General features: G+C 65.5%; 23 protein-coding genes and 2 tRNA genes. 11 read left to right on the top strand and 14 right to left on the bottom strand.

What is annotated here, in order from left to right:
• Window positions 1–97 precede the first annotated feature (97 nt).
• Window positions 98–292: a hypothetical protein gene (locus tag GSI01S_RS11760; protein ID WP_006896782.1), complete on the top strand. Its 195-nt coding sequence runs from the start codon at window positions 98–100 to the stop codon at window positions 290–292.
• An 84-nt stretch (window positions 293–376) separates the two neighbouring features.
• On the opposite strand, the gene GSI01S_RS11755 is transcribed toward GSI01S_RS11760, so the two are convergent.
• On the bottom strand, window positions 377–634 hold the full coding sequence (locus GSI01S_RS11755; RefSeq protein WP_006896781.1) for a metallothionein: 258 nt from the start codon (window positions 632–634) through the stop codon (window positions 377–379).
• Window positions 635–721: 87 nt separating this feature from the next.
• Entirely contained in the window at window positions 722–934 is a 213-nt protein-coding gene (locus GSI01S_RS11750; RefSeq protein WP_006896780.1) for a hypothetical protein, read from the bottom strand.
• A gap of 153 nt (window positions 935–1,087) precedes the next feature.
• On the opposite strand from GSI01S_RS11750, the gene GSI01S_RS11745 reads away from it, so the two are divergent.
• Window positions 1,088–2,206: an alpha/beta hydrolase gene (locus GSI01S_RS11745; RefSeq protein ID WP_039867593.1), complete on the top strand. Its 1,119-nt coding sequence runs from the start codon at window positions 1,088–1,090 to the stop codon at window positions 2,204–2,206.
• 89 nt (window positions 2,207–2,295) lie between these two features.
• The gene (locus tag GSI01S_RS11740; RefSeq protein ID WP_006896778.1) at window positions 2,296–2,625 is read left to right on the top strand and encodes a PLD nuclease N-terminal domain-containing protein; all 330 of its coding nucleotides are present in this window, start codon (window positions 2,296–2,298) and stop codon (window positions 2,623–2,625) included.
• A 70-nt stretch (window positions 2,626–2,695) separates the two neighbouring features.
• On the opposite strand, the gene GSI01S_RS11735 is transcribed toward GSI01S_RS11740, so the two are convergent.
• The 12 genes from GSI01S_RS11735 to dnaA form a co-directional block, all read right to left on the bottom strand.
• The gene (locus tag GSI01S_RS11735) at window positions 2,696–3,271 is read right to left on the bottom strand and encodes a dihydrofolate reductase family protein (RefSeq protein ID WP_006896777.1); all 576 of its coding nucleotides are present in this window, start codon (window positions 3,269–3,271) and stop codon (window positions 2,696–2,698) included.
• Between the two features lie 97 nt (window positions 3,272–3,368).
• Complete coding sequence (locus tag GSI01S_RS11730; RefSeq protein WP_006896776.1) at window positions 3,369–3,710, bottom strand: hypothetical protein; 342 nt, start codon at window positions 3,708–3,710, stop codon at window positions 3,369–3,371.
• A gap of 121 nt (window positions 3,711–3,831) precedes the next feature.
• Window positions 3,832–3,904, bottom strand: a tRNA-Ala gene (locus GSI01S_RS11725).
• Between the two features lie 26 nt (window positions 3,905–3,930).
• A tRNA-Ile gene (locus GSI01S_RS11720) sits at window positions 3,931–4,007 on the bottom strand.
• A gap of 61 nt (window positions 4,008–4,068) precedes the next feature.
• Window positions 4,069–4,983, bottom strand: coding sequence for a DUF3566 domain-containing protein (locus tag GSI01S_RS11715; RefSeq protein WP_006896775.1), 915 nt, complete (start codon window positions 4,981–4,983; stop codon window positions 4,069–4,071).
• Window positions 4,984–5,036: 53 nt separating this feature from the next.
• A complete protein-coding gene (gyrA, locus tag GSI01S_RS11710) occupies window positions 5,037–7,535 on the bottom strand; it encodes a DNA gyrase subunit A (protein WP_006896774.1) in 2,499 nt (832 codons plus the stop codon).
• Between the two features lie 91 nt (window positions 7,536–7,626).
• Window positions 7,627–9,681, bottom strand: a complete 2,055-nt coding sequence (gene gyrB / locus GSI01S_RS11705; RefSeq protein WP_006896773.1) for a DNA topoisomerase (ATP-hydrolyzing) subunit B — start codon at window positions 9,679–9,681, stop codon at window positions 7,627–7,629.
• 184 nt (window positions 9,682–9,865) lie between these two features.
• Complete coding sequence (locus GSI01S_RS11700) at window positions 9,866–10,417, bottom strand: DUF721 family protein (RefSeq protein WP_006896772.1); 552 nt, start codon at window positions 10,415–10,417, stop codon at window positions 9,866–9,868.
• Entirely contained in the window at window positions 10,410–11,660 is a 1,251-nt protein-coding gene (gene recF / locus GSI01S_RS11695) for a DNA replication/repair protein RecF (protein ID WP_006896771.1), read from the bottom strand. The genes GSI01S_RS11700 and recF overlap by 8 nt, the downstream gene beginning before the upstream one ends.
• Before the next feature lie 18 nt (window positions 11,661–11,678).
• Window positions 11,679–12,647 (bottom strand): phosphogluconate dehydrogenase (NAD(+)-dependent, decarboxylating), encoded by a 969-nt coding sequence (gene gnd, locus GSI01S_RS11690; protein WP_006896770.1) that lies wholly within the window; start codon window positions 12,645–12,647, stop codon window positions 11,679–11,681.
• 41 nt (window positions 12,648–12,688) lie between these two features.
• Window positions 12,689–13,891: a DNA polymerase III subunit beta gene (gene dnaN / locus GSI01S_RS11685; RefSeq protein ID WP_006896769.1), complete on the bottom strand. Its 1,203-nt coding sequence runs from the start codon at window positions 13,889–13,891 to the stop codon at window positions 12,689–12,691.
• 549 nt (window positions 13,892–14,440) lie between these two features.
• Window positions 14,441–16,060, bottom strand: coding sequence for a chromosomal replication initiator protein DnaA (gene dnaA / locus GSI01S_RS11680; RefSeq protein ID WP_006896768.1), 1,620 nt, complete (start codon window positions 16,058–16,060; stop codon window positions 14,441–14,443).
• Between the two features lie 309 nt (window positions 16,061–16,369).
• Here dnaA and rpmH point away from each other — a divergent pair, with 309 nt between their 5' ends.
• The 8 genes from rpmH (at window position 16,370) to GSI01S_RS11645 (ending at window position 22,485) form a co-directional block, all read left to right on the top strand.
• A complete protein-coding gene (gene rpmH / locus GSI01S_RS11675; protein WP_006896767.1) occupies window positions 16,370–16,513 on the top strand; it encodes a 50S ribosomal protein L34 in 144 nt (47 codons plus the stop codon).
• Window positions 16,514–16,538: 25 nt separating this feature from the next.
• On the top strand, window positions 16,539–16,961 hold the full coding sequence (gene rnpA / locus GSI01S_RS11670; RefSeq protein WP_006896766.1) for a ribonuclease P protein component: 423 nt from the start codon (window positions 16,539–16,541) through the stop codon (window positions 16,959–16,961).
• Window positions 16,958–17,275, top strand: coding sequence for a membrane protein insertion efficiency factor YidD (yidD, locus tag GSI01S_RS19825; RefSeq protein WP_006896765.1), 318 nt, complete (start codon window positions 16,958–16,960; stop codon window positions 17,273–17,275). Before rnpA ends, yidD begins: the two co-directional genes overlap by 4 nt.
• Window positions 17,276–17,278: 3 nt before the next feature.
• Window positions 17,279–18,454, top strand: a complete 1,176-nt coding sequence (gene yidC, locus GSI01S_RS11665) for a membrane protein insertase YidC (protein ID WP_006896764.1) — start codon at window positions 17,279–17,281, stop codon at window positions 18,452–18,454.
• 45 nt (window positions 18,455–18,499) lie between these two features.
• Window positions 18,500–19,054, top strand: a complete 555-nt coding sequence (locus GSI01S_RS11660; protein ID WP_006896763.1) for a Jag family protein — start codon at window positions 18,500–18,502, stop codon at window positions 19,052–19,054.
• A gap of 628 nt (window positions 19,055–19,682) precedes the next feature.
• Complete coding sequence (rsmG, locus tag GSI01S_RS11655) at window positions 19,683–20,387, top strand: 16S rRNA (guanine(527)-N(7))-methyltransferase RsmG (RefSeq protein ID WP_006896762.1); 705 nt, start codon at window positions 19,683–19,685, stop codon at window positions 20,385–20,387.
• On the top strand, window positions 20,387–21,403 hold the full coding sequence (locus GSI01S_RS11650) for a ParA family protein (protein ID WP_006896761.1): 1,017 nt from the start codon (window positions 20,387–20,389) through the stop codon (window positions 21,401–21,403). Before rsmG ends, GSI01S_RS11650 begins: the two co-directional genes overlap by 1 nt.
• Entirely contained in the window at window positions 21,400–22,485 is a 1,086-nt protein-coding gene (locus tag GSI01S_RS11645; RefSeq protein ID WP_006896760.1) for a ParB/RepB/Spo0J family partition protein, read from the top strand. The genes GSI01S_RS11650 and GSI01S_RS11645 overlap by 4 nt, the downstream gene beginning before the upstream one ends.
• The last annotated feature ends 70 nt before the right edge of the window (window positions 22,486–22,555 follow it).

Here is a 22,555-nt window from a genome sequence, read left to right as displayed (position 1 = left end):
ATCACCGCACGGCCAACCATCGATCGCCGGTGTTTGGGATCGCTCCGCTCGGGGTAGCCGGAGAGGACTCACCGACAGCGAACCGAAGGGGCACGTCATGACCGCGACAACTGTGGAATACGCCCCCGGGACCAGCGTGCGGTGCCGTCTGGCGTCCGGTCACGTCGCCGACTGCGTCGTGGTGGCCGTGCGGCACTTCCCGGTCGACTTCCTCGAGGTGCAGTTCGAGCAGGACGGCCGCCGGATGGCGTTCACCGGCTCGGCGATCGCGAGTGCGATCACACCGGTCTAGGCTCGACGCGCACACGCGAAGCCGCCCACCCCGACGTAGAGGTGGGCGGTTGTCGTGCGGGCCGAGGCCGCGGGTCGCCGCAGGTCAATGCAGCGTCGCCGTGCCGACCCGGTCGACCAGTTCGGTGTCTCCGCCGCGCTGGGCGCAGTGCACACAGCAGAACACCCTGCCGTCCGATTGCACGCCGTGCCCGATGATCGGCGTGTCGCAGACCGTGCAGCGGGGCGCGTGTCCCGCAATCGCACACTCGAAGCTGTCGTAGACGCCGCGTCCTTCACGGCCCTCCACCGAGATCAGCAGCGCATGTTTGTACTCGTTTCCGCATATGTCACAGACCGCCATGTCGGCTCTCCTTCCGTCGGTCTGCTGTGCAACGGCCAGAAGGCGGCGGACAGGGAGATCCCCGTCCGCCGCCGACGGTCAGTCGACTCAGCTCTGACCGCCTCCGCCGCCGTGGCTGTGCTCGCCGCCGCGGACCTTGGCCTCGTGGGGCTCGTTCTCGGCGCCCTTCTTGCCCGCCTCATGCGGGTCTGCGCCTTCGGACGAACCGAACTGACCGGGGCTGGACTCTCCGCCCTTGCGGGCCTGCTCCTCTGTGTCCGACCGGTTACCGAACTGGCCGGGGTTGTTCGGATCTGCCATGAGAACTCTCCTTCCCTCAGGTGGGGCGTTCTCCCCCACAGTCAGTGAGTACCCGCGTGCACGGGCGTCAAACCCCGACGCCGCATCGGATCGAGAATGCGGTGGTCGGCCGATACCGCGGTCCGGCACGGTCTTGTCACTATCCTGAGAGCCATGGTTATGGCAGACCGCGACGGTGTGAAGACAGCCTCCGGACCGATCACCGCGCTGACGGTGGTGGGTCTGGTCGACAACATGCTCAACGGGCTGGCTCGGGTGCCCTTCAGTCGGCCTTTCCAGGGCGCAGGGGGAATCCTCGACAACATAGGTCAGTCCGTCACCCGGGCCACGGTCCGATCGTTCCTGGGATACTCGGTCAGCCTGCCGATCGAGGATTTCCGCTCCATGGAGAAGATCCTCGACACCGTGTGCGGGGCCATCCTCCATCCGGTGGTCGGATACTTCGGCGGCGTCGAGATCGAGAGCGACGTCGTCGGCGGCCAAGAGGGCGTCTGGTGCCGTGAGAAGGTCGCCGTGCGCGAGGCCGATCCGGAGGTGAAGGCGCGCGACAAGACCATCCTGTATCTGCACGGCGGCGGCTACTTCGGCACCACCCCGAACATGTATCTGATGTTCGCTGCAGCACTCGTCCGCCTCACGGGATGCCAGGTGTTCATCCCCGACTATCGGATGGCGCCGGAGTTCCCGTTCCCCGCCGCGTTGCACGACGCGGCCGATGCCTACCAGGGGCTGATGGACCTCGGTATCCCCGCCGAGGACATCATCGTCGCCGGCGACTCCGGCGGCGGCGGGCTCAGCACCTCGCTGGTCGTCTACCTGCAGGAGCAGGGCATGCCGAAGCCGCGGTCGTTGGTGCTGTTCTCGCCCGAGGTCGACCTCGACCTGTCGCAGGACTCCATCGTCGACAACGCGTCGAAGGATGTCCTGCCCTGGAACATCCCCGTCACCTTCTATCTCCGGGGCATCCAGCCCAACGACGAGCGGGTCTCGGCGGTCTACAGCCATCCGGATCCGGAGTGGTTCCCACCCACGTTCGTGTGCTGGGGCGGCGAGGAGATGTTCCGCGACGCGATCCGGGAGTTCGCCGAGCGGTTGCGCGAGGGCGGCGTGAATCTGCATGCGATGGAGGAACCCGGCATGTTCCACGTCTTCCCCATCCTGATGCCGTGGGCCGAGTCCGCCAAGCGCGTGTTCACGACGATTCGCGAGCTCGCCAAGGAGAACCTCGAATCCGACCCGCGGCCCCAGCCGACCGTCGCACCGGTGCCCTGAACTCGGGCGATTCCGGCTTCCCCGCCTCCGGCGCGGTGCGTACTGCGCTACCGTGAGGCATCCGTTTCGACTGCTATGGGGGAGTCAGCATGCCGTATCTCGGTGGAATCGTCTTCTTGATCTGGGTGGCGGCGTTGATCGACGTGATCATCGCCGACGAGTTCCGCGTCCGTCACCTGCCGAAGGTCGCCTGGGTGCTGATCGTGATCCTGATTCCGCTGGCCGGATCGCTGGTCTGGTTCCTGGTCGGCCGCCCCGAAGGCGGTGCTCCCGTGCCACCCCGGACCACCGGCTTCCCCGAATACGAGCGTCCCGAGTACAAGGCGGCGATCGCCGCCCGCGAGGAAGAGGAGTTCCGTCGCCGGGTTCGCGAACGGGCCGAGGCGCAGCGCCGCCGTGCCGAAGACGATGGGGAGTGACTGCGCCGCACGGCCATCGTGAACGGACGGCGCGTGCCGGTCGGGATTCAGCGGACTGAGGAGCGCGTCTCTACTGTCCGCCCGGATTCTCAACACGCCGGTAGCGCAAAGCCATCGCCCCCGACCGGAACTCCTCACGGTGCACCAGCTCGAGTCGGATGCGCTCGCGCAGACCCGACAGCAATGTCGGCCCGTGCCCGGCCAGGACCGGCTGGACGATGAACTCGTACTCGTCGATGAGGCCCGAGTCGGCCAAGGCCAGCGGGAGCGTCACTCCGCCGACCCACAGTCCCCCGCCAGGTTCCTGTTTGAGCCGCCGAACCGCTTCCCCGACATCTCCCGACACCAACTCCGCATTCCAGTCGACGGTGGCCAGGGTGCTCGACACCACGTACTTCTTCGCCCCGTCGATCGCCTCCGCGAACGGAACCTCCCACTGTTCCATCCAGTCCGGCCATACGCCGGTCGGCGGTCTCCGCCACGCCGACTCCATCATCTGATACGTCACCCGGCCGAGGAGCAGAGCATCGGCTCTCGCCATCTCGGCTGTCCAGTAGGCCATCGACTCCTCGTCCGGCGCGATCCCCGCCTCGTGATGACAGCACCCGTCGAGCGTCACGTTGATCGAGTATCGGAGTGGTCGCATCGCTCTCTCCTCAGCTCGTGAAGTTCCAGCTCAGTGCAGCGTACGACGGATCACCGGTCGGGAGACGGTCGACGGTGACAATGCGGCGGGAACTCGACTAGATCTCGGTGAGCACTTCTCCGGCAGGGAATGGGAGTGTGAATTCGTCGCCGACGTCACCGATGGCGTCGGAGACCGCGGTGGTGACAATGACGCGATCCGAGTAGAGCTGCCGGATCCGCACCGTGTATCCGCGGTAGTGAAACCGGTTGCGCAGGAACCCCAGCCCGCGCTCTTCGAGTGCTTCCTCGGCTGCGGACCAATCGGCCACTGGCTCCAGCGGCCGGCCCAGACGGTCGAACGGAATCAGGTCGGGCGCCTGAGACTCGAGGTCGATCCATCCGACGACTTCTCCGTCCTCACGACGGTGTGGGATCCAGTGACTGGGGATGGCGCTCATGGCTTCGCACGCTACCCGGGAGGTTGGCCATTCTTGGTGGTGTGGTGCCTCGGAATGTGCCCGAGGACGGAAAAGAGCTACCCCTCGTGAGAGGGAGTAGCTCTGACTTCTGTCGAAATTGTGGAGCCTAGGAGATTCGAACTCCTGACATCCGCCTTGCAAAGGCGGCGCTCTACCAACTGAGCTAAGGCCCCGTGCCGGGTCACCGGCCGGTGAATTCTGGTGGGCCTAGGAGGACTTGAACCTCCGACCTCTTCGTTATCAGCGAAGCGCTCTAACCGCCTGAGCTATAGGCCCTTGAACCGAGAATGAAGATTACCCGAACCGCGATACATCTCCAAAACGGCTGGTCACAGCGCTAGTCAAGATCCGCGAGCGTCACCTCGACACCACCGACCATGTCCGCGCACACGTTGTAGATGTAGGCCGAGATGGTGGCGAGGGCTGTGAGAAGAATCGCAGCGACGACACCGAAGAGCGCACTGAACATGAATACCTGGCCGCCGCTGATCAAGTCCTGACCGCTGGTGCTGCCGTCCGCACTGACGAGCGTGCCGAAGGAACTGTTGATCTGATCCCAGATGCCCATGCCGCCCAGCACGCCGTAGAGGATGGCGACGGCGATCATCCAGATGAAGAACCCCGCGACCGAGAGGACCCCGGTCACCTTGAACACCGACCACGGGTCGACGCGGCGGATCTGAACCGCGGCGCGCAGCGGCGTGCCGACGGCCCGGGCAGGGATCGTCTGACTCGCGGCGCGGGCGATGGCCTGTTCCTTCGCCTGCTCGGTGTGATGAATGGAGTCCAGATCGGGCAGCTCGTCCTTCGGTGCGAGATCCTCGCGCGGAATGTTCCGCGTCTCCGACTCGACGAAGGGGGCGGGCTTGGCCGCTCCCGCAGCAGCCGGAGCGGCCGGGGCCTGCGGCTTGGCACCCGGCTGGTTCGCACCCGGCTGGGCGCCGGCCGGCGGTCCCGCAGGACCGGGCTTTCCGGGCTGAGGCGTCGGCCCCTGCTGAGCCTTGACCGCCGGCATCGGACCGGAGGGCGGACTCGACGGGACCGGTGGCTTCGACTCCGTCCGCGGGGAAGCACCCGAGACAACGCCGCGCGGGGGCGGACCGCCGGGACGGTCGTCGCCGACCGTCCCGGCGGCCTTGGCCATCTCCCCCGCGGTCAGCCCGGTCGCGGCGGAGGTCTCCGCACGCTTCCACGGCGGGGGCACGACCCCGCGTTCGACGTTCTTGTCGTCCGGCTGATTCGGTGTGCTCACAGGCGATTCCTCACTGAACGGGTACTACCCCAAACCCTAACCGCTGAGATGGGCTAGTTGTCGTCTGCCGCGCCCTCGTCCTCATCGGGCTCGTCCGCATTGCGCGCGATCGCGATGAGGTTGTCGCCCTCGGACAGATTCATCAGGCGCACGCCCTTGGTCTGCCTGCCGGCCTTTCGGACCTGCTTGGCCTTGGTCCGGATCACGCCTCCGCTGGAGGTGATCGCGTAGATCTCGCTGTCGAGATCGACGACGAGAGCACCCACCAGGTCGCCGCGCTTGGGATCGTGCTGGATCGTCAGCACGCCCTTGCCGCCGCGGCCCTGCGCCGAATACTCCTCGATGTCGGTCCGCTTGGCGTAGCCGCCCGACGTCGCGACCAGCAGGAAGGTGTCGGGCCGGACGACGGTGAGGCTGAGCAGCTCATCGTCGGCATTGAACCGCATACCCTGCACGCCCGAGGTCTGACGTCCCATCGGCCGCAGCGTCTCGTCGTCCGCGGTGAAGCGGATCGACTGACCCTTCTTCGACACCAGCAGCAGGTCGTCGTCGGCGCTGCACAGCCGCGCGCCGACCAGCTCGTCGTCGCCCCGTAGATTGATCGCCGCGATGCCGCCGGAGCGGTTGGAATCGAAGGCGTCCAGCCGCGACTTCTTGACCAGTCCGTTGCGGGTGGCGAGCACCAGGTACGGCGCGTCGTCGTAGCCGGAGATCCGGATCACCTGCGCGATCCGCTCCTCCGGCTGGAAGGCCAGCAGGTTCGCGACGTGCTGGCCGCGGGCGGTGCGGTTGGCCTCCGGCAGTTCGTAGGCCTTGGCGCGGTAGACGCGACCCTTGGTGGTGAAGAACAGCAGCCAGTCGTGGGTGCTCGAGACGAAGAAGTGGGCGACGATGTCGTCCTGCTTCAATCCGGCGCCCTGGACTCCCTTGCCTCCGCGCTTCTGGCTGCGGTAGAGATCGGTCTTGGTGCGCTTGGCGTACCCGGTCTCGGTGATCGTGACGACGACGTCCTCGCGGGCGATCAGGTCCTCGTCGGTCACATCGCCCTCGGCCGGAATGATCCGGGTGCGGCGATCGTCGCCGTACTTGTCGACGACCTCCTTGAGTTCGTCCCTGACGATGGCGCGCTGGCGTTCCGGGCGGGCCAGGATGTCCTTCAGGTCGGCGATCTCGCGCTCGATCTCGGCGAGTTCGTCGATGATCTTCTGCCGCTCGAGAGCCGAGAGTCGACGCAGCTGCATGGCCAGAATCGCATCGGCCTGGATCTCGTCGATGTCGAGCAGATCCATCAGGCCGGTCCGTGCCGCCTCGGTGTTGGCCGACGCGCGGATGAGGGCGATGACCTCGTCGAGCGCGTCGAGCGCCTTCACCAGGCCGCGCAGGATGTGTGCGCGCTCCTCGGCCTTGCGCAGCCGGTACCGGGTGCGCCGGATGATGACGTCGATCTGATGCGCCACGTAGAGGCGGATCATCTGGTCGAGCCGCAGGGTGCGCGGCACACCGTCGACGATCGACAGCATGTTGGCGCCGAAGTTGGTCTGCAGCTGGCTGTGCTTGTACAGGTTGTTGAGCACCACGCGAGCCACGCCGTCACGTCGCAGGGTGATGACGATGCGCAGGCCGGCACGATCGGACGACTGATCCTCGATCTTGCTGATGCCCTTGAGCTTGCCGTCGTTGACCTGCTCGGCGATCGAACTGATCAGATTGTCCGGGTTCACCTGGTACGGGAGCTCGGTGACGACCAGCTGAGTGGTGCCCTTGACCTCCTCGATGTCGACCACCGAGCGCATCCGAATGCTGCCGCGGCCGGTCATGTAGGCATCGCGGATGCCCTGGCTGCCGACGATCAGTCCGGCGGTCGGGAAGTCCGGCCCCTTGACGGCCTCCATGCAGGCGGCGAGCGTCGCCTCCTCGTCGGCCTCCGGGTTCTCCAACGCCCAGAACACGGCGTCCGCGACCTCGCGCAGATTGTGCGGCGGGATGTTGGTCGCCATACCGACCGCGATGCCGCCGGAACCGTTGATCAGCAGATTCGGGACGCGCGACGGCAGCACCGTCGGCTCCTGCGTCTTGCCGTCGTAGTTCGGGATGAAGTCGACGGTCTCCTCGGTGATGTCGCGCAGCATCTCCATGGCCAGCGGAGTGAGTCGGGCCTCGGTGTATCGCATGGCGGCGGCGCCGTCGTTGCCTCGCGAACCGAAGTTGCCCTGACCGTCGATGAGCGGGTACCGCATCGACCACGGCTGCGCCAGACGCACCAGCGCGTCGTAGATCGAGCTGTCGCCGTGCGGATGGTAGTTACCCATCGTCTCCGACACCGGGCGGGCCGACTTCACGTAGCCGCGGTCGGGACGGAAACCGGCGTCGAATGATGCGTACAGAAGCCGGCGGTGCACCGGCTTGAGGCCGTCGCGGACCTCCGGCAGGGCGCGTCCGACGATCACGCTCATGGCGTAGTCGATGTAGCTGTTCTGCATCTCCTGCCCGAGATCGACGGGCTCGATGCGGTCCCCGCCGTTGTTCTCTGGCAGATCAGTTTCGTCGCTCATGAATCACTTTCCTGCGGCCAACGCCGCGTGCTGGCATCGGGTGCGGTCCCCGGCACTGCCGGGATCCGCGGAGTCGAAGTCGGTGGACGGATCAGACGTCGAGGAAGCGAACGTCCTTGGCGTTGCGCGCGATGAAGGTGCGGCGTGCCACCACGTCCTCGCCCATGAGGATCGAGAACAGTTCGTCGGCGGCAGCGGCGTCGTCGAGGGTGACCTGCTTGAGGACGCGGACCTCCGGATCCATCGTGGTCTCCCACAGCTCGCTGGCGTTCATCTCGCCCAGACCCTTGTAACGCTGGATGCCGTCGTCCGGGTTGATCTTCTTGCCCGCGGCGCGGCCGGCCTCGAGCAGCGCGTCGCGCTCGCGGTCGTTGTACGCGAACTCCGGCTCGGCGCCCTTCTGCCACTTGAGCTTGTACAGCGGGGGCATCGCGAGGAAGACGTGTCCCTGTTCGATCAACGGCCGCATGAAGCGGAACAGCAGCGTGAGCAGCAGCGTCGCGATGTGCTGACCGTCGACGTCGGCGTCGGCCATCAGCACGATCTTGTGATAGCGCAGCTTGCTGATGTCGAACTCATCGTGGATGCCGGTGCCGAAGGCGGTGATGATCGACTGGACTTCGGCGTTCTTGAGAACGCGGTCGATGCGGGCCTTCTCGACGTTGATGATCTTGCCTCGCAGCGGCAGGATCGCCTGGTACATCGAGTCGCGGCCCGACTTGGCGGAACCGCCCGCGGAGTCGCCCTCCACGATGTAGACCTCGCACTTGCTGGGGTCGTTGCTGCGGCAGTCGGCGAGCTTGCCGGGCAGGCCGCCGATGTCGGTCGCGGTCTTGCGGCGGACGAGCTCACGTGCGCGACGCGCCGCGAGTCGGGCCTGCTGCGAATCCGCGGCCTTGCGGATGATGGTCTTGGCCTCGGCCGGGTTCGCGTCGAACCACATCGCCAGGTGCTCGTTGCACGTCTTCTGGACGAAGCTCTTGACCTCGGTGTTACCGAGCTTGGTCTTGGTCTGGCCCTCGAACTGCGGGTCGGCCACCTTGACGGAGATGACGGCGGCCAGACCCTCTCGGATGTCGTCGCCGGAGAGCTTGCCGTCCTTCTCCTTGATGAGCTTCTTGTCGATCGCATAGCGATTGACCGTGCTGGTCAGCGCCGCGCGGAAGCCCTCTTCGTGAGTACCGCCCTCAGCGGTGTTGATGGTGTTGGCGAAGGTGTGGACCGACTCCGCGTATCCCTCGTTCCACTGCATCGCGATCTCGACCTCGTGGCCCTCACCCTTGGCGGTGAAGCCGACGACGGTCTTGTGGATCGGGGCCTTGGTGCGGCTGTTGAGGTGCTTGATGTAGTCGATGAGGCCGTCCGGGTAGTGGTACGTCCGCGTCTTGACCTTGGCGATGGCCGTAGCCTTCTGCTCTTCGGTCTTGATGCTGGCGTCGCCGTCCTCCGACTCCTCCACCTCTGCCTCGAGCACGGCCTCGTGGACCCGCTCGTCGGTCAGGGTGATGGTGAGGCCCTTGTTCAGGAAGGCCATCTCCTGGAGCCGCCGGGCGATCGTCTCGATGTTGTACTCGGTGGTCTCGAAGATCTTCCCGTCGGCCCAGAAGGAGACGCTGGTCCCGGTGCCGGACGCGGCCTCGCCCTCGACGAGCGGACCCGGCTCGGCGTTGGTGTACGTCTGCCGCCACACCGAACCGTTGCGCTTGATCTCCAGCTCGACCTTGGTGGAGAGCGCGTTGACCACCGAGATGCCGACGCCGTGCAGACCGCCCGACACCGCGTATGAATCGGAGTCGAACTTACCGCCGGCGTGCAGCTGGGTCATGATGACCTCCACCGCGGGCACACCCGTCGCATGCATGCCGACGGGCATGCCACGACCGTCGTCCACGACGCGGATGCCGCCGTCGGCCAGCAGGGTCACGTCGACGCGGGTGGCGTAGCCGGCCATCGCCTCGTCGACCGAGTTGTCGACGACTTCCCAGATCAGGTGGTGCAGACCGCGCTCACCGGTGGAACCGATGTACATGCCGGGACGCTTGCGGACAGCTTCCAGACCCTCGAGGATGCTGATCGAGTCGGCACCGTATTCGCTCGGCTTTGACTTGCCTGACTTCTTAGGTGCGTTGCCGCTGGTGTCTGCCACTCCGGTCAGCTCCCATTCGTGTTGGGGACAGTTACCGACCAGTGTACTTGGTAATCAACCCAGAGCCGCGTTTACCACGCCCCAGTAGCGACGGAGACCGACGAACTTGGTTCAAGCCGGGACCGATCATGGGTCGATCCGGTTTGAAGCCTCTCGTGTCGAAATCGGGCGATCGTTGCGCGGCTCAGCCGTACGTGTCGCGCGGACCGCGTCCGGAGATGTGCCGCGGCCCCTTCCGCCAGGACGGCGCCTGGGGGCCGGTGATCCGCAGACTCGTCACCATTCCGTGGCCGATCACCTTCGCGATCTTCGCGATGATCTGACCCTGCATGTACCGCAGCTGTGTGGCCCACGCCGTCGACTCGGCCCTGACGTGCAGGACGGTTCCCTCGAGCCTCGTCGGGTCGGCGTGGGAGGCGATGTCGTCGCCGACGATCGACGGCCACATGCCGAACAGCGCGCCCTCGGAGATGCGGGACTCCCAGCCGTGCTGCTTGGCGACCCTGCCGACCATGCTTCCCAGCGGTTGCGGGTCACGGGGGTCCGGACCTGCTCCTGACCAGCGCCGACGCGATCGATCACTGGTCCGGCGCCTGCTTCTGATGGGTGCTGACCGTCCCATGCCGACGGGTTTGCCCTGAGCGCGGGCCAGCGCCCGGGCCTCTTCCAGAGCAGCCCTCGCGAGGTCGTACCCCGACAGCCCCTCCGGCTGCACAGTGGGTTTCTCGTCAGTCATCATCACTCCCCTCGTCCGGAGCGGTATCCGCGCCGGACGCCCCGGCCGAGGTCGGTCCCCCTTCGGGCGCGTCGTCGGCGGTCACCACCGAGTGCCTGCGACCATCATCGTCGGTGACTCCGACACAGATCCGGCGTCCGCCGATCGATTCGGGGATGTCGTCGGCGACGGCGGCGGTGATCAGCAGCTGATCGGCGCCGGAGGTGAACTCGGCCAGCAGTCTGCGCCGGGTGACGTCGAGTTCGGCGAAGACGTCGTCGAGCATGATGATCGGTTCGACGCCGTCGGCCCGCAGCAGTTCGACACTGCCGAGCCGCAGCGACAGCGCGAACGACCAGCTCTCGCCGTGGCTGGCGAAACCCTTCGCGGGTTCGTCGCCGAGACCGAGCAGGAGGTCGTCGCGGTGCGGTCCCACCAGGCACATCCCCCGCTCGATCTCCTTGCTGCGCAGTTCGGCGAGACGCTCGGCGAGAATGTCGCGGATCGCGGGCACCGCGTCGTCACCGCCTGGGCTGGCGTCGACGGCGGCGCCGGCGGCGGACCGGTACGAGATGTGCGCGGGCCTCGAGTGCGGCGCGATCGACGAGTAGGCCTCGGTGACGAACGGGGCGAGCTGCCGCACCACCGCGATGCGGGAGGCGGTGACCTGCGCACCCGTCTCGGCGAGTTGGGCGTCCCACACGTCCAGGGTGCCGAGCACCGAATCGGCCTGTGACCCGCCCCGGCGCATCGCCGCACTCGCAGTCTTGAGCAGCGCGGATCGCTGTCGGAGAACCCGGTCGTAGTCGGCCTTCGCGCCCGCCGCGAGCGGTCGCAGCTGCGCCACCAGTTCGTCGATGAAGCGGCGACGCTCCCCCGGTTCGCCGCGCACGAGTGCGAGGTCCTCGGGTGCGAACAGCACCGCACGCAGGATTCCGAGCACTTCGCGGGTGCGCCGAACCGGTCGCGTGTTGATCGTCGCCTTGTTGGCGCCCTGGGCCGGGATCGTCAGCTCGACGGTGAGTTCGCGGCCGTCGTTCTCCACCGTTGCTGTCACCCGAGCCGCCTCGGCGTCGGTTCGCACCAGCGGAGCGTCCGACGAGACCCGATGCGAGCGCAGGGTCGCGACATAGAACAGCGATTCGAGGAGATTGGTCTTGCCGAAACCGTTGCGACCGACGAAGACCGTGGTCCCGGGCGACAACGTGAACTGCGCGTGCGGCCAGGACCGGAAGTCGCGCAGAGTCAGCTCGCGAACGAACAACGAACCGCTACCTCGCCGTCACGAGTTCGGCGTTGCGGTCTCGTCGATGCTCTGACCACCGGTCTCGTCGGAGCTCTGACCAGCGGTCTCGCCGACGCTCTGACCAGCGGTGTCGATCATCGCGTGGCCGCCGAACTGGTTCCGCAGAGCCGAGACGGCCTTCAGCGCCGGCGACTCGTCCTGCCGGGAGGCGAATCGGGCGAAGAGTGCCGCGGAGATCACATTCGCGGGCACCGCATGCCTGATCGCCTCCTCCACCGTCCAGCGACCTTCGCCGGAATCAGTGGTGTAATCCGAGATCCCGGCGAGGCCGGGATCGGCGTCCAGCGCCCGGACCAGCAGTTCCAGCAGCCACGACCGCACCACCGTGCCCTGGGTCCAGGCCCGGAGCGTGCCCGTCACATCTTCGATCAGCGGCTCGGCATCGAGCAGTTCGTACCCCTCGGCGTAGGCGTGCATCAGCCCGTACTCGACGCCGTTGTGCACCATTTTCGCGTAGTGACCGGCGCCGACGGGGCCGGCGTGCACGAAGCCGTCTTCACGCTCTCCATCCGGACGGAGAGCGTCGAAGATCGGCATCACCGTCTCGACGTCGGCCTTTGAGCCGCCGACCATGAGACCGTAGCCGTTCTCGAGACCCCACACGCCACCCGAGACTCCGCAGTCGAGGTACCCGATACCACGCTCGGCGAGCAGATCCGCGTGGGGCCGATCGTCGGAGTAGTGCGAGTTGCCGCCGTCGATGACGATGTCGCCCGGAGCGAGAAGATCGGCGAGAGCGGCGACGTTCTGCCTGGTGATGTCCCCGGCGGGAACCATCAGCCACACCGCGCGCGGAGTCGACAACGCGCCGACCATCGCCTCGAGGCTCTCCGCGTCCGACACCTCGGGCCGCGGGTCGTAGCCGACTACCTCGTGTCCGGCGGCCCTCAGTCGGGTGCGCATGTTGGCGCCCATCTTGCCGAGTCCTACGAGTCCGAGTTGCATGGCGTCCTCTCCGGGAAGGAATTCAGGTCGGCTGCAGAGGCTCAGCCCGGGAGACGGACCGGCATCAGCAGATAGCTGAATTCGCTCGCCGACGCGGCGTAAGCACCCGACTCGTCGGCGGCCGGCTCGTCACCGGAAGACGGCCGCAGCACCGCCGGGCGGATCGCCGCACGACGCTGGCCCGAGCCGTCCGGTTCCGGGTTGGTGAACCCGAACTCCACCGTGTCGGTGCCGATCGCCGCCAGTCCGTCGAGCAGATAGTGGGGGTTGAACGCGATGATGATCGGTTCGCCGTAGAACTGGACAGGCAGCTCTTCCTCGGCCTTTCCGGCTTCGTCGCCGCCCGCGGTGAGCAGCACCGAGTCGCTGGAGAAGTCGAGCCGCACCTGGGCGCCGCGTTCGGCCACCAGTGAGACGCGCTTGATGGATTCGATCAGCGGGGCGCTCTCGACCACCGCGATCGAGGTGTGGTTGGCCGGAAACAGCTGGCGGAACTTCGGGAACTCCGCGTCCAGGAGCCGGGTGGTGGTCTTCTTCGCGTTGTTGGTGATGCCGAGCATCCCCTCGGAGCCGATCGCGTTCACGGCGCCGAACGCGAGTTCGACGTTGCCGGTGGCGTCGGCGCCGGCCGACTTCGCGGCTTCGGAGAGGGTCTTGGCGGGAACGAGCGCCGCACCGGCCGCACTCGCATCCGCCGGGTTCCACTGCAGCTCGCGGACCGCGAGCCGGAAGCGGTCGGTGGCCGCGAGAACCACTTTGTCGCCGTCGATCTCGACGCGAACACCGGTCAGCATCGGCAGGGTGTCGTCCTTGCCCGCGGCCACGGCCACCTGCGAGACCGCTTCGGAGAACAGCTCTGCAGGAACCGATCCGGTGTTCTGCGGCACTTCGGGCAGCTCGGGGTAGTCCTCGACCGGCATCGTCGGCAGCGAGAACTTGGCACTGCCGCAGCTGATCGCGACGCGGCTGCCGTCGATCGTGACGTCGACCGGCTTGTTGGGCAGCGCCTTGGTGATGTCGGCGAGCAGCCGGCCCGAAACCAGGGCTTTTCCGCCTTCGGCGACTTCGGCCGAGATGGTCTGGGTGGCCGAGACCTCGTAGTCGAAACCGGCTACCTGGAGTCCGTGCTCGTCCGCGGTCAGAACGACGCAGCCGAGAACAGGGACGGGCGGCCGGGAAGGCAGGCTCCGGGCCACCCACGCGACAGCATCGGCGAACTCGTCACGCACGACACGAAACTTCATCGGTGGTGTAACCCCTTCTCGACATGCCGGGTCTGGCGCAGGGTGCAGCAGGGCCCGGCGGTGGTTGGTCGCAGAACCCCACTGTAGAGCGCTTCGGCCTCGGATGCGGAACCGGATCGATAACTCGGTCGCGACTTCGGAGCGTCCGGCGAAGCGGACGCGGTCGCGCGGTCGCCGCAGGCTGTTTATGCACACAGCTTCTTTTAAAAGATGTTCTTCAAAGAAGAAATCTTCTTAGTAATAGGCGGTGTGAGTTCTGTGGGTAACAGCTCGTCTGTGCTGGTCACGGCCTCCGACGAGGTGTGGACTCCCGGTGGACGACGGCGGTGGATGAATCGGGGCGGTTGTGGACGGATCGAACTGTTCAACCGACACGCACCTGTTGTCCACAGAAATCGCCCCTGTTGTCACCAGATCATCCACACGTGCGACGCACGCGCGTCCTGGGCTTTTCCATGGGGTCCCCCTCGCGGAGGAATCGTGAAAAAAGTCGGCGGCGGACTCGTCAGAGTCTGCCGCCGACGTCGAGAGTGCGCGCCAGTGTGCCGATCAGCGGTTCGCGCGCTGCTTGATGCGCGCGGTCAACTCCTGCACTTGGTCGTAGATGTTGCGGTTCTCATGCATCTCCTTGCGGATCTTCTTGTCCGCATGCATCACCGTGGTGTGGTCGCGATCGAAGGTCTCACCGATCTTCGGCAACGACAGATCCGTCAGCTCACGGCACAGATACATCGAGATCTGCCGCGGCAGCGTCAGTGCACGGACCTTGCTCGGACCGCAGAGATCGTCGATCGAGAGATCGTAGAAGTCCGCGGTCACCGCCACGATGCTCGCGGCGCTCACGTCCATCGGACCCGAGTCAGGGATCAGCGCCTTGAGCACCACCTCTGCCAGGGTGATGTCGAGTTCTGTGTTGTTGAGCGAGGCGAACGCGGTCACTCGGATGAGGGCGCCCTCCAACTCGCGGATGTTGCGCTCGATCTTCGACGCGATCAGTTCGAGGACGTCGTCCGGTGCCGCGAGCTTGTCCATCTGGGCCTTCTTGCGGAGGATCGCGATGCGCGTCTCCAGGTCAGGTGGCTGGACGTCGGTGATGAGGCCCCACTCGAACCGGGTGCGGAGCCGGTCCTCGAGTGTCGCGAGCTGCTTGGGCGGCCGGTCGGAGGAGACGACGATCTGCTTGTTCGCGTTGTGCAGCGTGTTGAACGTATGGAAGAACTCCTCCTGGATGCCTTCCTTGCCCTCCAGGAACTGGATGTCGTCGATCAACAGCATGTCGATGTCGCGGTACCTGCGCTTGAAGGCGACGCGGCGGTCGTCTCGCAGGGAGTTGATGAAGTCGTTGGTGAACTCCTCGGTCGACACGTACTTCACGCGCATGCCGGGGAAGAGTCGTTGCGAGTAGTGGCCCGCGGCGTGCAGCAGGTGGGTCTTGCCCAGGCCGGACTCGCCCCAGATGAACATCGGGTTGTAGGCGCGCGCCGGATTCTCGGCCACGGCCACGGCCGAGGCGTGTGCGAATCGATTCGACGCGCCGATGACGAAGGTGTCGAAGGTGTACTTCGGATGCAGTGAGGTGGTGCCGTTGTCCGGTGCGCTCGTCTCTCGCTGCTCGAAGTAGTTCGACCACTCGCGCGGTTCCACCGGACGCGACGGCGGCGCCGACTGCGGGTAGTTCAGCGCAGCGAGCTGCTCGTCGGACGGGATCGCGGGACTCGCGGGATAGGTCGGTGTCGGGATCGCTGGGCCGGCGGCGTTCGCGGCGTCGTACGGGGAGCTCGGAACGAATGGTTCCGGTGTGACGTTTGTTGCACCTGTGGCGCCTGAGTGTGGATGAGTATCCCCAGCCGCTTCCGCACCATCCACGGGCTGGGGAGAGATCTCCTCCGGCTCGGCGACGCGGACCGCGATGTCGACGCTCTGGCCGAGGTGTCGACTGAGTGTGAGGCGCACCGCGTCGCGCAGATTCCGTTCGATCTGCTCCTGCACGAGCGTGTTGGGGACGGCCAGCAGTGCGAATCCTTCGATCATCGTCAGCGGCTGGACCAGCGACAACCAGGCTCGTTGCTGTCGGGTGAGCGGCTCCACCTCGGCCGGACCGGTGTTGGCCGACAGATCAGCGACGACTGCGTTCCAGATGTCGGAGAATGACTCCCGGTCGCCGGCCACTGGCTCCCCCTCGTTTGGTCGAATCGGATCGTTTCAGACCTAGAGGGTGCCACGAACGCGGGTCTCGGCGCGAGTTGTCCACAAAGTTGTCCACACCTGTGGATTGTTCTGTGAACAAATCCCACAGGTGTAATTCGGGTCTGGAGATATCTGCAGGTAACCCGTCGTTTGATTTGGTTTCCGGGGGCCAGTACCCTCGAAAGGTCGCCTGTACATGGACTGCGGTAACGCGCGCTCATCACGAGCTCGGCCCCGGCCGATCCATGAGGGGCCGAAGACCGCCTGCAGTTCCAACACGAGGAGTTTCCAGTGGCCAAGGGGAAGCGCACCTTCCAGCCGAACAACCGTCGTCGCGCTCGCGTGCACGGCTTCCGTCTGCGTATGCGGACTCGCGCCGGTCGCGCCATCGTGAACGCACGTCGTTCCAAGGGCCGCGCCAAGCTGACCGCCTGAGTCGCGAATCCGGCCCGGGCAATCGGTGTCGGCCGACTCGGCGCGGATTTCTAGGAAGTCCGATTTCACCCGCACACTCTCCAAGGGTGTGCGGGTTTCGGCACGTGATCTGACAGTTCACGTGGCGCCGGTCGCACCGGCGTGGCCGGACGGGAGTGGATTGCGCCCGGACGTGGCCCTGCACGGTGGGCCGTGGCTCGGCCTGATCATCTCGAAGAAGGTCGGTAACGCCGTGATCCGTCACAGGACCGCACGACGACTTCGTCGTGCCTTCGCCGAGAGTGCGCCCTCGGTGCTCCCGCCGGAGACCTTCGTTGTACTGCGAGCGCACCCCGGGATCGTGGATCGTTCGAGTTCCGAACTGGCCGAGACGCTGCGCGGCGCGTTCGCCCACCGCAAGGTGGCCGCTGCCTGTGCGCGTGCGGACCGGGGAACGGTCGTCCCATGAGTCTCGGACAGCGGCTCTATCGTCTCCCGCGGGCGAGCTTGATCTTCGTCATCGAGCTCTACCGGACGTGGATCTCGCCGACTCGAATGCCCACCTGTCGGTTCGAACCCACCTGCAGCGGCTACGCCGTCGAAGCGCTCGACAGACACGGATTCGTGTGGGGCTCGGTACTCGCGACGTGGCGCCTGCTGAAGTGCGGCCCGTGGCACAAGCCCGGTTACGACCCGGTCCCCGAACGAGGACCTGTGGAGTGGCTGCGCAGCAAGACTTCAAACAGTGGTGCCACCGCACCAACTTCAGATAGGGGTAAGTGAGCCGTGCTCAACTTCATCTACTACCCGGTGTCCTGGATCATGTGGGTCTGGCACTGGCTGTTCGACAGCATCATGCCGAACTCCCCCGGCTGGGACGGAATAGCGTGGGCCCTGTCGGTGGTGTTCCTGGTCTTCACCCTCCGCGCGATTCTGTACAAGCCGTTCGTCAAGCAGATCCGCACGACGAAGCAGATGCAGGAAATCAACCCGCAGATGCAGGCGATTCGCAAGAAGTACGCCAACGACCGGGTCAAGATGACCGAGGAGATGCAGAAGCTCCAAAAGGAGCACGGCTTCAATCCACTCCTCGGGTGTCTGCCGATGTTCATGCAGATCCCGGTCTTCATCGGTCTGTTCCACGTGTTGCGTTCGTTCAACCGGATGGGTGCGGGCACCTCGATGCCGATCGGCGGTTCGGCCAGCGGCGGCATGACTGCCGAGCAGACCCGCAATACCGCCAACTACGTCTTCAGTGCCGACCAGGTGCAGAACTTCCTGGATGCGCGACTGTTCGGTGTTCCGCTCTCGTCGTATATCACCGAACCGGTCGACCAGTTCAAGGCGTTCGTCGATCCTGGCCAGCCCATCGACTTCTCGCGCTGGCAGATCGCCGCCGTGGTGATCCCGCTGATGATCGTGGCCTCGATCGCCACGCATATGAACTCGCGGGCCTCGGTCGCGCGGCAGAGTGCTGAGGCGATGGACAATCCTCAGACACGGATCATGAACAAGCTCGCACTGTACGTCTTCCCGCTGGGCATTCTGGTCACTGGTCCGTTCTTCCCGGTCGCCATCCTCCTGTACTGGGTCAGCAACAACCTCTGGACCTACGGCCAGCAGCACATCGTCTTCGGACGCATCGCACGTGAAGAAGAAGAGGCGAAGGCCGCGAAGGAAGAGCGGCTCAGGGCCGCAGCACCGAAGCCCGGCGCCCGACCCGACAAGACGAAGAGGGCACCGACCACGGTTGCGGTCGTCGACGGTGAAGTGGACGACGCGTCAGATGAGACGAAGTCCGCCGGCGGCAAGAAGTCGAGTCCAGCCAAGCGCCAGGGCACGACCAAGCCGGCGGCCAACAAGCCGTCTCCCGGGCAGAAGCCGAGTCAAGCGAAGCCGGGCGGAGCCAGGAAATCCGGCAGCAAGCGCAATAAGAAGAAGGGTCGGCCCGGCGGCCGTTGACGGCGCCGCGACTCATTCAGACGTTTCCATTAAGTGAGGTAGAAGATGACGGACCAGACTGTGTCGAGTGACGACACTGAACAGGTCGATCCTGTGGAGCCCATCGAGCAGGACGCTGATCTCGACGAGATCGATGAAGAGGATCAGTTGGTCGAGGAGGGCGAGATCGCCGGCGACTATCTCGAGCAGTTGCTCGACATTCTCGACTTCGACGGCGACATCGATCTCGACGTCGACGGTGACCGAGCGATCGTCAGCATCGACGGCGGCAAGGACCTGACCAAGCTCGTCGGTCGCAACGGCGAGGTGCTCGACGCACTCCAAGAGCTGACGCGACTGGCTGTGCAGCAGTCGACCGGTGACCGCAGCCGCTTGATGCTCGACATCAGCCGCTGGCGTGCTGATCGCCGCGACCGTCTCGCTCGCATCGGCAACGAGGTCGCCGAGCGTGTGCGGGATTCGGGCGAGAGTGAGTCGCTCGACCCGATGACTCCCTTCGAGCGGAAGATCGTGCACGACGCCGTCGCCGCGGTTGACGGAGTTTACAGCGAGAGTGAGGGGGCGGAGCCGAACCGCCGTGTGGTCGTCATCAAGGAATGACGACTCCCCTGATCCGGGGTTAGCCCCGATTGGATATCCGCAGACGATCCCCGCAACGCTCTGACAACAGGGTGTCGCGGGGATCGTCTTTTCGACACAGTGACTTTATGGGTCCAGGGTCTAAGGCCTTGTCTGAAGCTCTTCCATTCGGTTGTTTTGACTTACGTCAGTGTGGTTCTCCGGGTCGGCGTCATCAGATGCTCTGAGCGCGTTTCACGTGAAACCCGCGCCCGCGTCCGACTGTCCAGCTCGATCAGCGCTGTTCGCGGCTGGCCCTGTGTTTCACGTGAAACAAGACCAGGAGTGGAAGCTCCGGTCGACGGGTGGCGTCAGGTTGTGGGTTAGATCGGCAATCTGTGGAAATCGGTTCCCGACGTCGGGTGGCGGGTCGGTGCGGACTAAACTGAATGAGGCTGTCCGGCTACGGTGCGAAGTCTGTTCTCAGACGTGTGCTTGCCCTGAGCGTGTCCGCTCCCCTAGCAGGGTGGCCGGTAGTTGTCTCGATCGTGGATCTGCTGCGTGCTTCAGGATCGCGGCTCGCGAGCGGAGCGGGTTTCACGTGAAACCACTCAACCGATCGGGCACCACAACGGCCGTGTTCCACGTGGAACATCGAAGGGATGGATAGATGTCAGAGGATGACCCGACGCCGGCGGCTGCCGAATCGACGCCGGAGATCGCTGCGGCCATATTCGGCGAACGACTGCCGCTGGCCGAGAAGTACGCGCAGATTCTGTCTGAGGAGGGCGTGGTCCGCGGACTCATCGGTCCCCGTGAACTGCCGCAACTCTGGACCAGGCACCTGCTCAACTGTGCCGTGGTCTCCGAGGAGATTCCGGATGGTGCGAGCGTCATCGACATCGGGTCCGGCGCGGGCTTGCCCGGTATCCCCCTCGCGATCGCTCGTCCGGACTTGGCGGTCACTCTCATCGAGCCGTTGCTTCGCCGGACCACCTTTCTTGAGGAAGTGGTCTCCGGGCTTCCACTCGACAACGTGACGGTGGTACGCGGTCGCGCCGAAGAGAAGGCGGTGCTGAAGGCAGTGGAGCCGGCGGATGTAGTCACGTCGCGGGCTGTCGCGCCGCTGGAACGGCTGGCGAAATGGTCCGCTCCCCTGATCCGAGGAGGCGGCAGATTGGTCGCACTGAAGGGGCAGTCTGCGCCTGACGAGATCGCTCGCGATTGGGAGAAGGTGATGAGGTCCGGGATCCGGGATCTGGCAGTGGCTCAATGCGGGACGATGCTGGAGACGCCGACCACGTTGATAGTCGGGCGGCGCAATGAGACAGCACGTGATGCGCGGGCGGCCCGTCGGGCTGCCCGCCGGAACTGATGGAGGCTCAAGAATTGGTGTCATTTCGCCGGAGGGCGCACAATGGAAGCACTGACCGAAGGAGTTCCGGGGTGCCCAACCACGAGCCCAGCGTTTCACGTGAAACGCCACCAGTACCGCCAGTGCAGAGCTACGACGACACCCCGATAGCGACCGCGGCAGCCCGCGCGAGCCAGGTTTTGACCCCCGGCGGCACCGGCAGGCTCCCCCGACCACCACAGCCGCGGGTGATGACTATCGCGAACCAGAAGGGTGGAGTCGGGAAGACGACGTCCGCCGTGAACCTTGCGGCCGGCCTCGCGCTGCACGGCCTCGGGGTCCTGGTCATCGATCTCGATCCGCAGGGTAATGCGAGTACGGCCCTGGGCATCGACCATCGCAAGCCGGGAATCGCGTCTGTATACGAGATGCTTCTCGACGACGTGCCGCTGCGGGAAGCGATCCAGAAGTCGCCGGCCAACGATCGGCTGTACTGTGTTCCGTCAACTCTCGATCTCGCCGGCGCCGAGATCGAGTTGGTTTCCGTCGTAGCGCGCGAGAGCCGCCTGCGAAATGCCCTCGATCCGGCCGTGCTGGCCGAGCTCGAGATCGACTACGTGCTGATCGACTGCCCTCCGTCGCTCGGGCTGTTGACGGTCAACGCGATGGTCGCGGCCCGTGAAGTCCTCATTCCGATCCAGTGCGAGTATTACGCGCTCGAGGGCGTGGGCCAGCTGCTGCGGAATATCGAACTCGTCCAGGCACATCTGAACAAAGAACTGCATGTGTCGACCATTCTGTTGACCATGTATGACGGCCGCACCAAGCTCGCGGATCAGGTGGCTGCGGAGGTTCGGAATCACTTCGGCGACAAGGTGCTGTCGACGATCATTCCCCGCAGTGTGAAGGTCTCCGAAGCTCCGGGCTTCGGTATGACGATCATCGAGTACGACCCGGGTTCACGTGGATCCATGAGTTATCTCGACGCCGCCCGTGAGTTGGCGGAGCGAGGCGCTGCTGTAGGAGGAACGGTATGAGTCAGCGAGACACTCAACGTCGCGGAGGTCTGGGACGAGGTCTGGCAGCGCTGATTCCTACGGGGCCGAGCGATGACGATCACGGTGTGAATACCACGAAGATGGGTTCCGCCGCCGCGGACGTCGTCATCGGTGGCGGATCACCGAAGGTCGGTGCTGCGGTGGCGGAGAAGCCATCGTCGGATCTCCTCGCGCCGACCGGTCCCGCGCCCTCAGCGTCACAGGCCTCTTCCGCGAGCGGTGGAGCAGACGAGATCGGCGCCGTCTACCGTGAGATCGCACCGAGCGATATCGAGCCGAACCCGAAGCAGCCGCGCACAGTCTTCGACGAGGAGGCGCTCTCCGAACTCGAGCACTCGATTCGGGAGTTCGGTCTCATGCAACCGATCGTGGTGCGGGAGCTCCCCTCCCCCGGCGCGAATGGCGCGCGCTATCAGCTCATCATGGGCGAACGACGGTGGCGCGCCGGCAGCAATGTGGGCCTGGAGACCATCCCGGCCATCGTTCGGGAGACCCCGGATGGCGATCTGCTCCGAGACGCTCTGCTGGAGAACATTCACCGAGCACAGCTGAACCCACTCGAAGAGGCCGCCGCCTATCAGCAGTTGCTCGAAGAGTTCGACGTGACACACGAAGAGCTCGCCACTCGGCTCGGTCGATCACGCCCGGTGATCACCAACATGATCCGGCTGCTGCGGCTCCCGATTCCGGTCCAGCGCAGGGTTGCGGCCGGTGTCCTCTCCGCCGGGCATGCTCGCGCACTCCTCGCTCTGGAAGCGGGTGCCGACGCACAGGAGGCACTGGCGGCGCGGATCGTCGCGGAGGGACTGTCGGTCCGAGCCACGGAGGAAGCAGTCACTCTCGCGAATCGGGACGGCGTCGACGACAAGCCCGCCGCGAAGAAGCGGAAGCCGATGGAGATGCCGGGGCTGCAGGATGTGGCGAACCGGCTGTCCGATCGTCTCGATACCAAGGTGACGGTGAGCCTGGGTAAGCGGAAGGGACGCGTATCGATCGAATTCGGATCGGTCGACGATCTGGAGCGGATCGTCAATGTGATCGCCGAACAGACCGAAAAGTAGTCCCGCAAAGGGGTATACGAGAATACGTGGCTGTTTCGTCACTGTGACGGCGTCCATGTGTGGCGCTAAA

The organism is Gordonia sihwensis NBRC 108236 (assembly GCF_000333035.1).
Classification (GTDB): Bacteria; Actinomycetota; Actinomycetes; order Mycobacteriales; family Mycobacteriaceae; genus Gordonia; species Gordonia sihwensis.
Note: the sequence above shows the minus strand (reverse complement) of the source record. Positions and strands in the feature narration are given on the sequence as shown.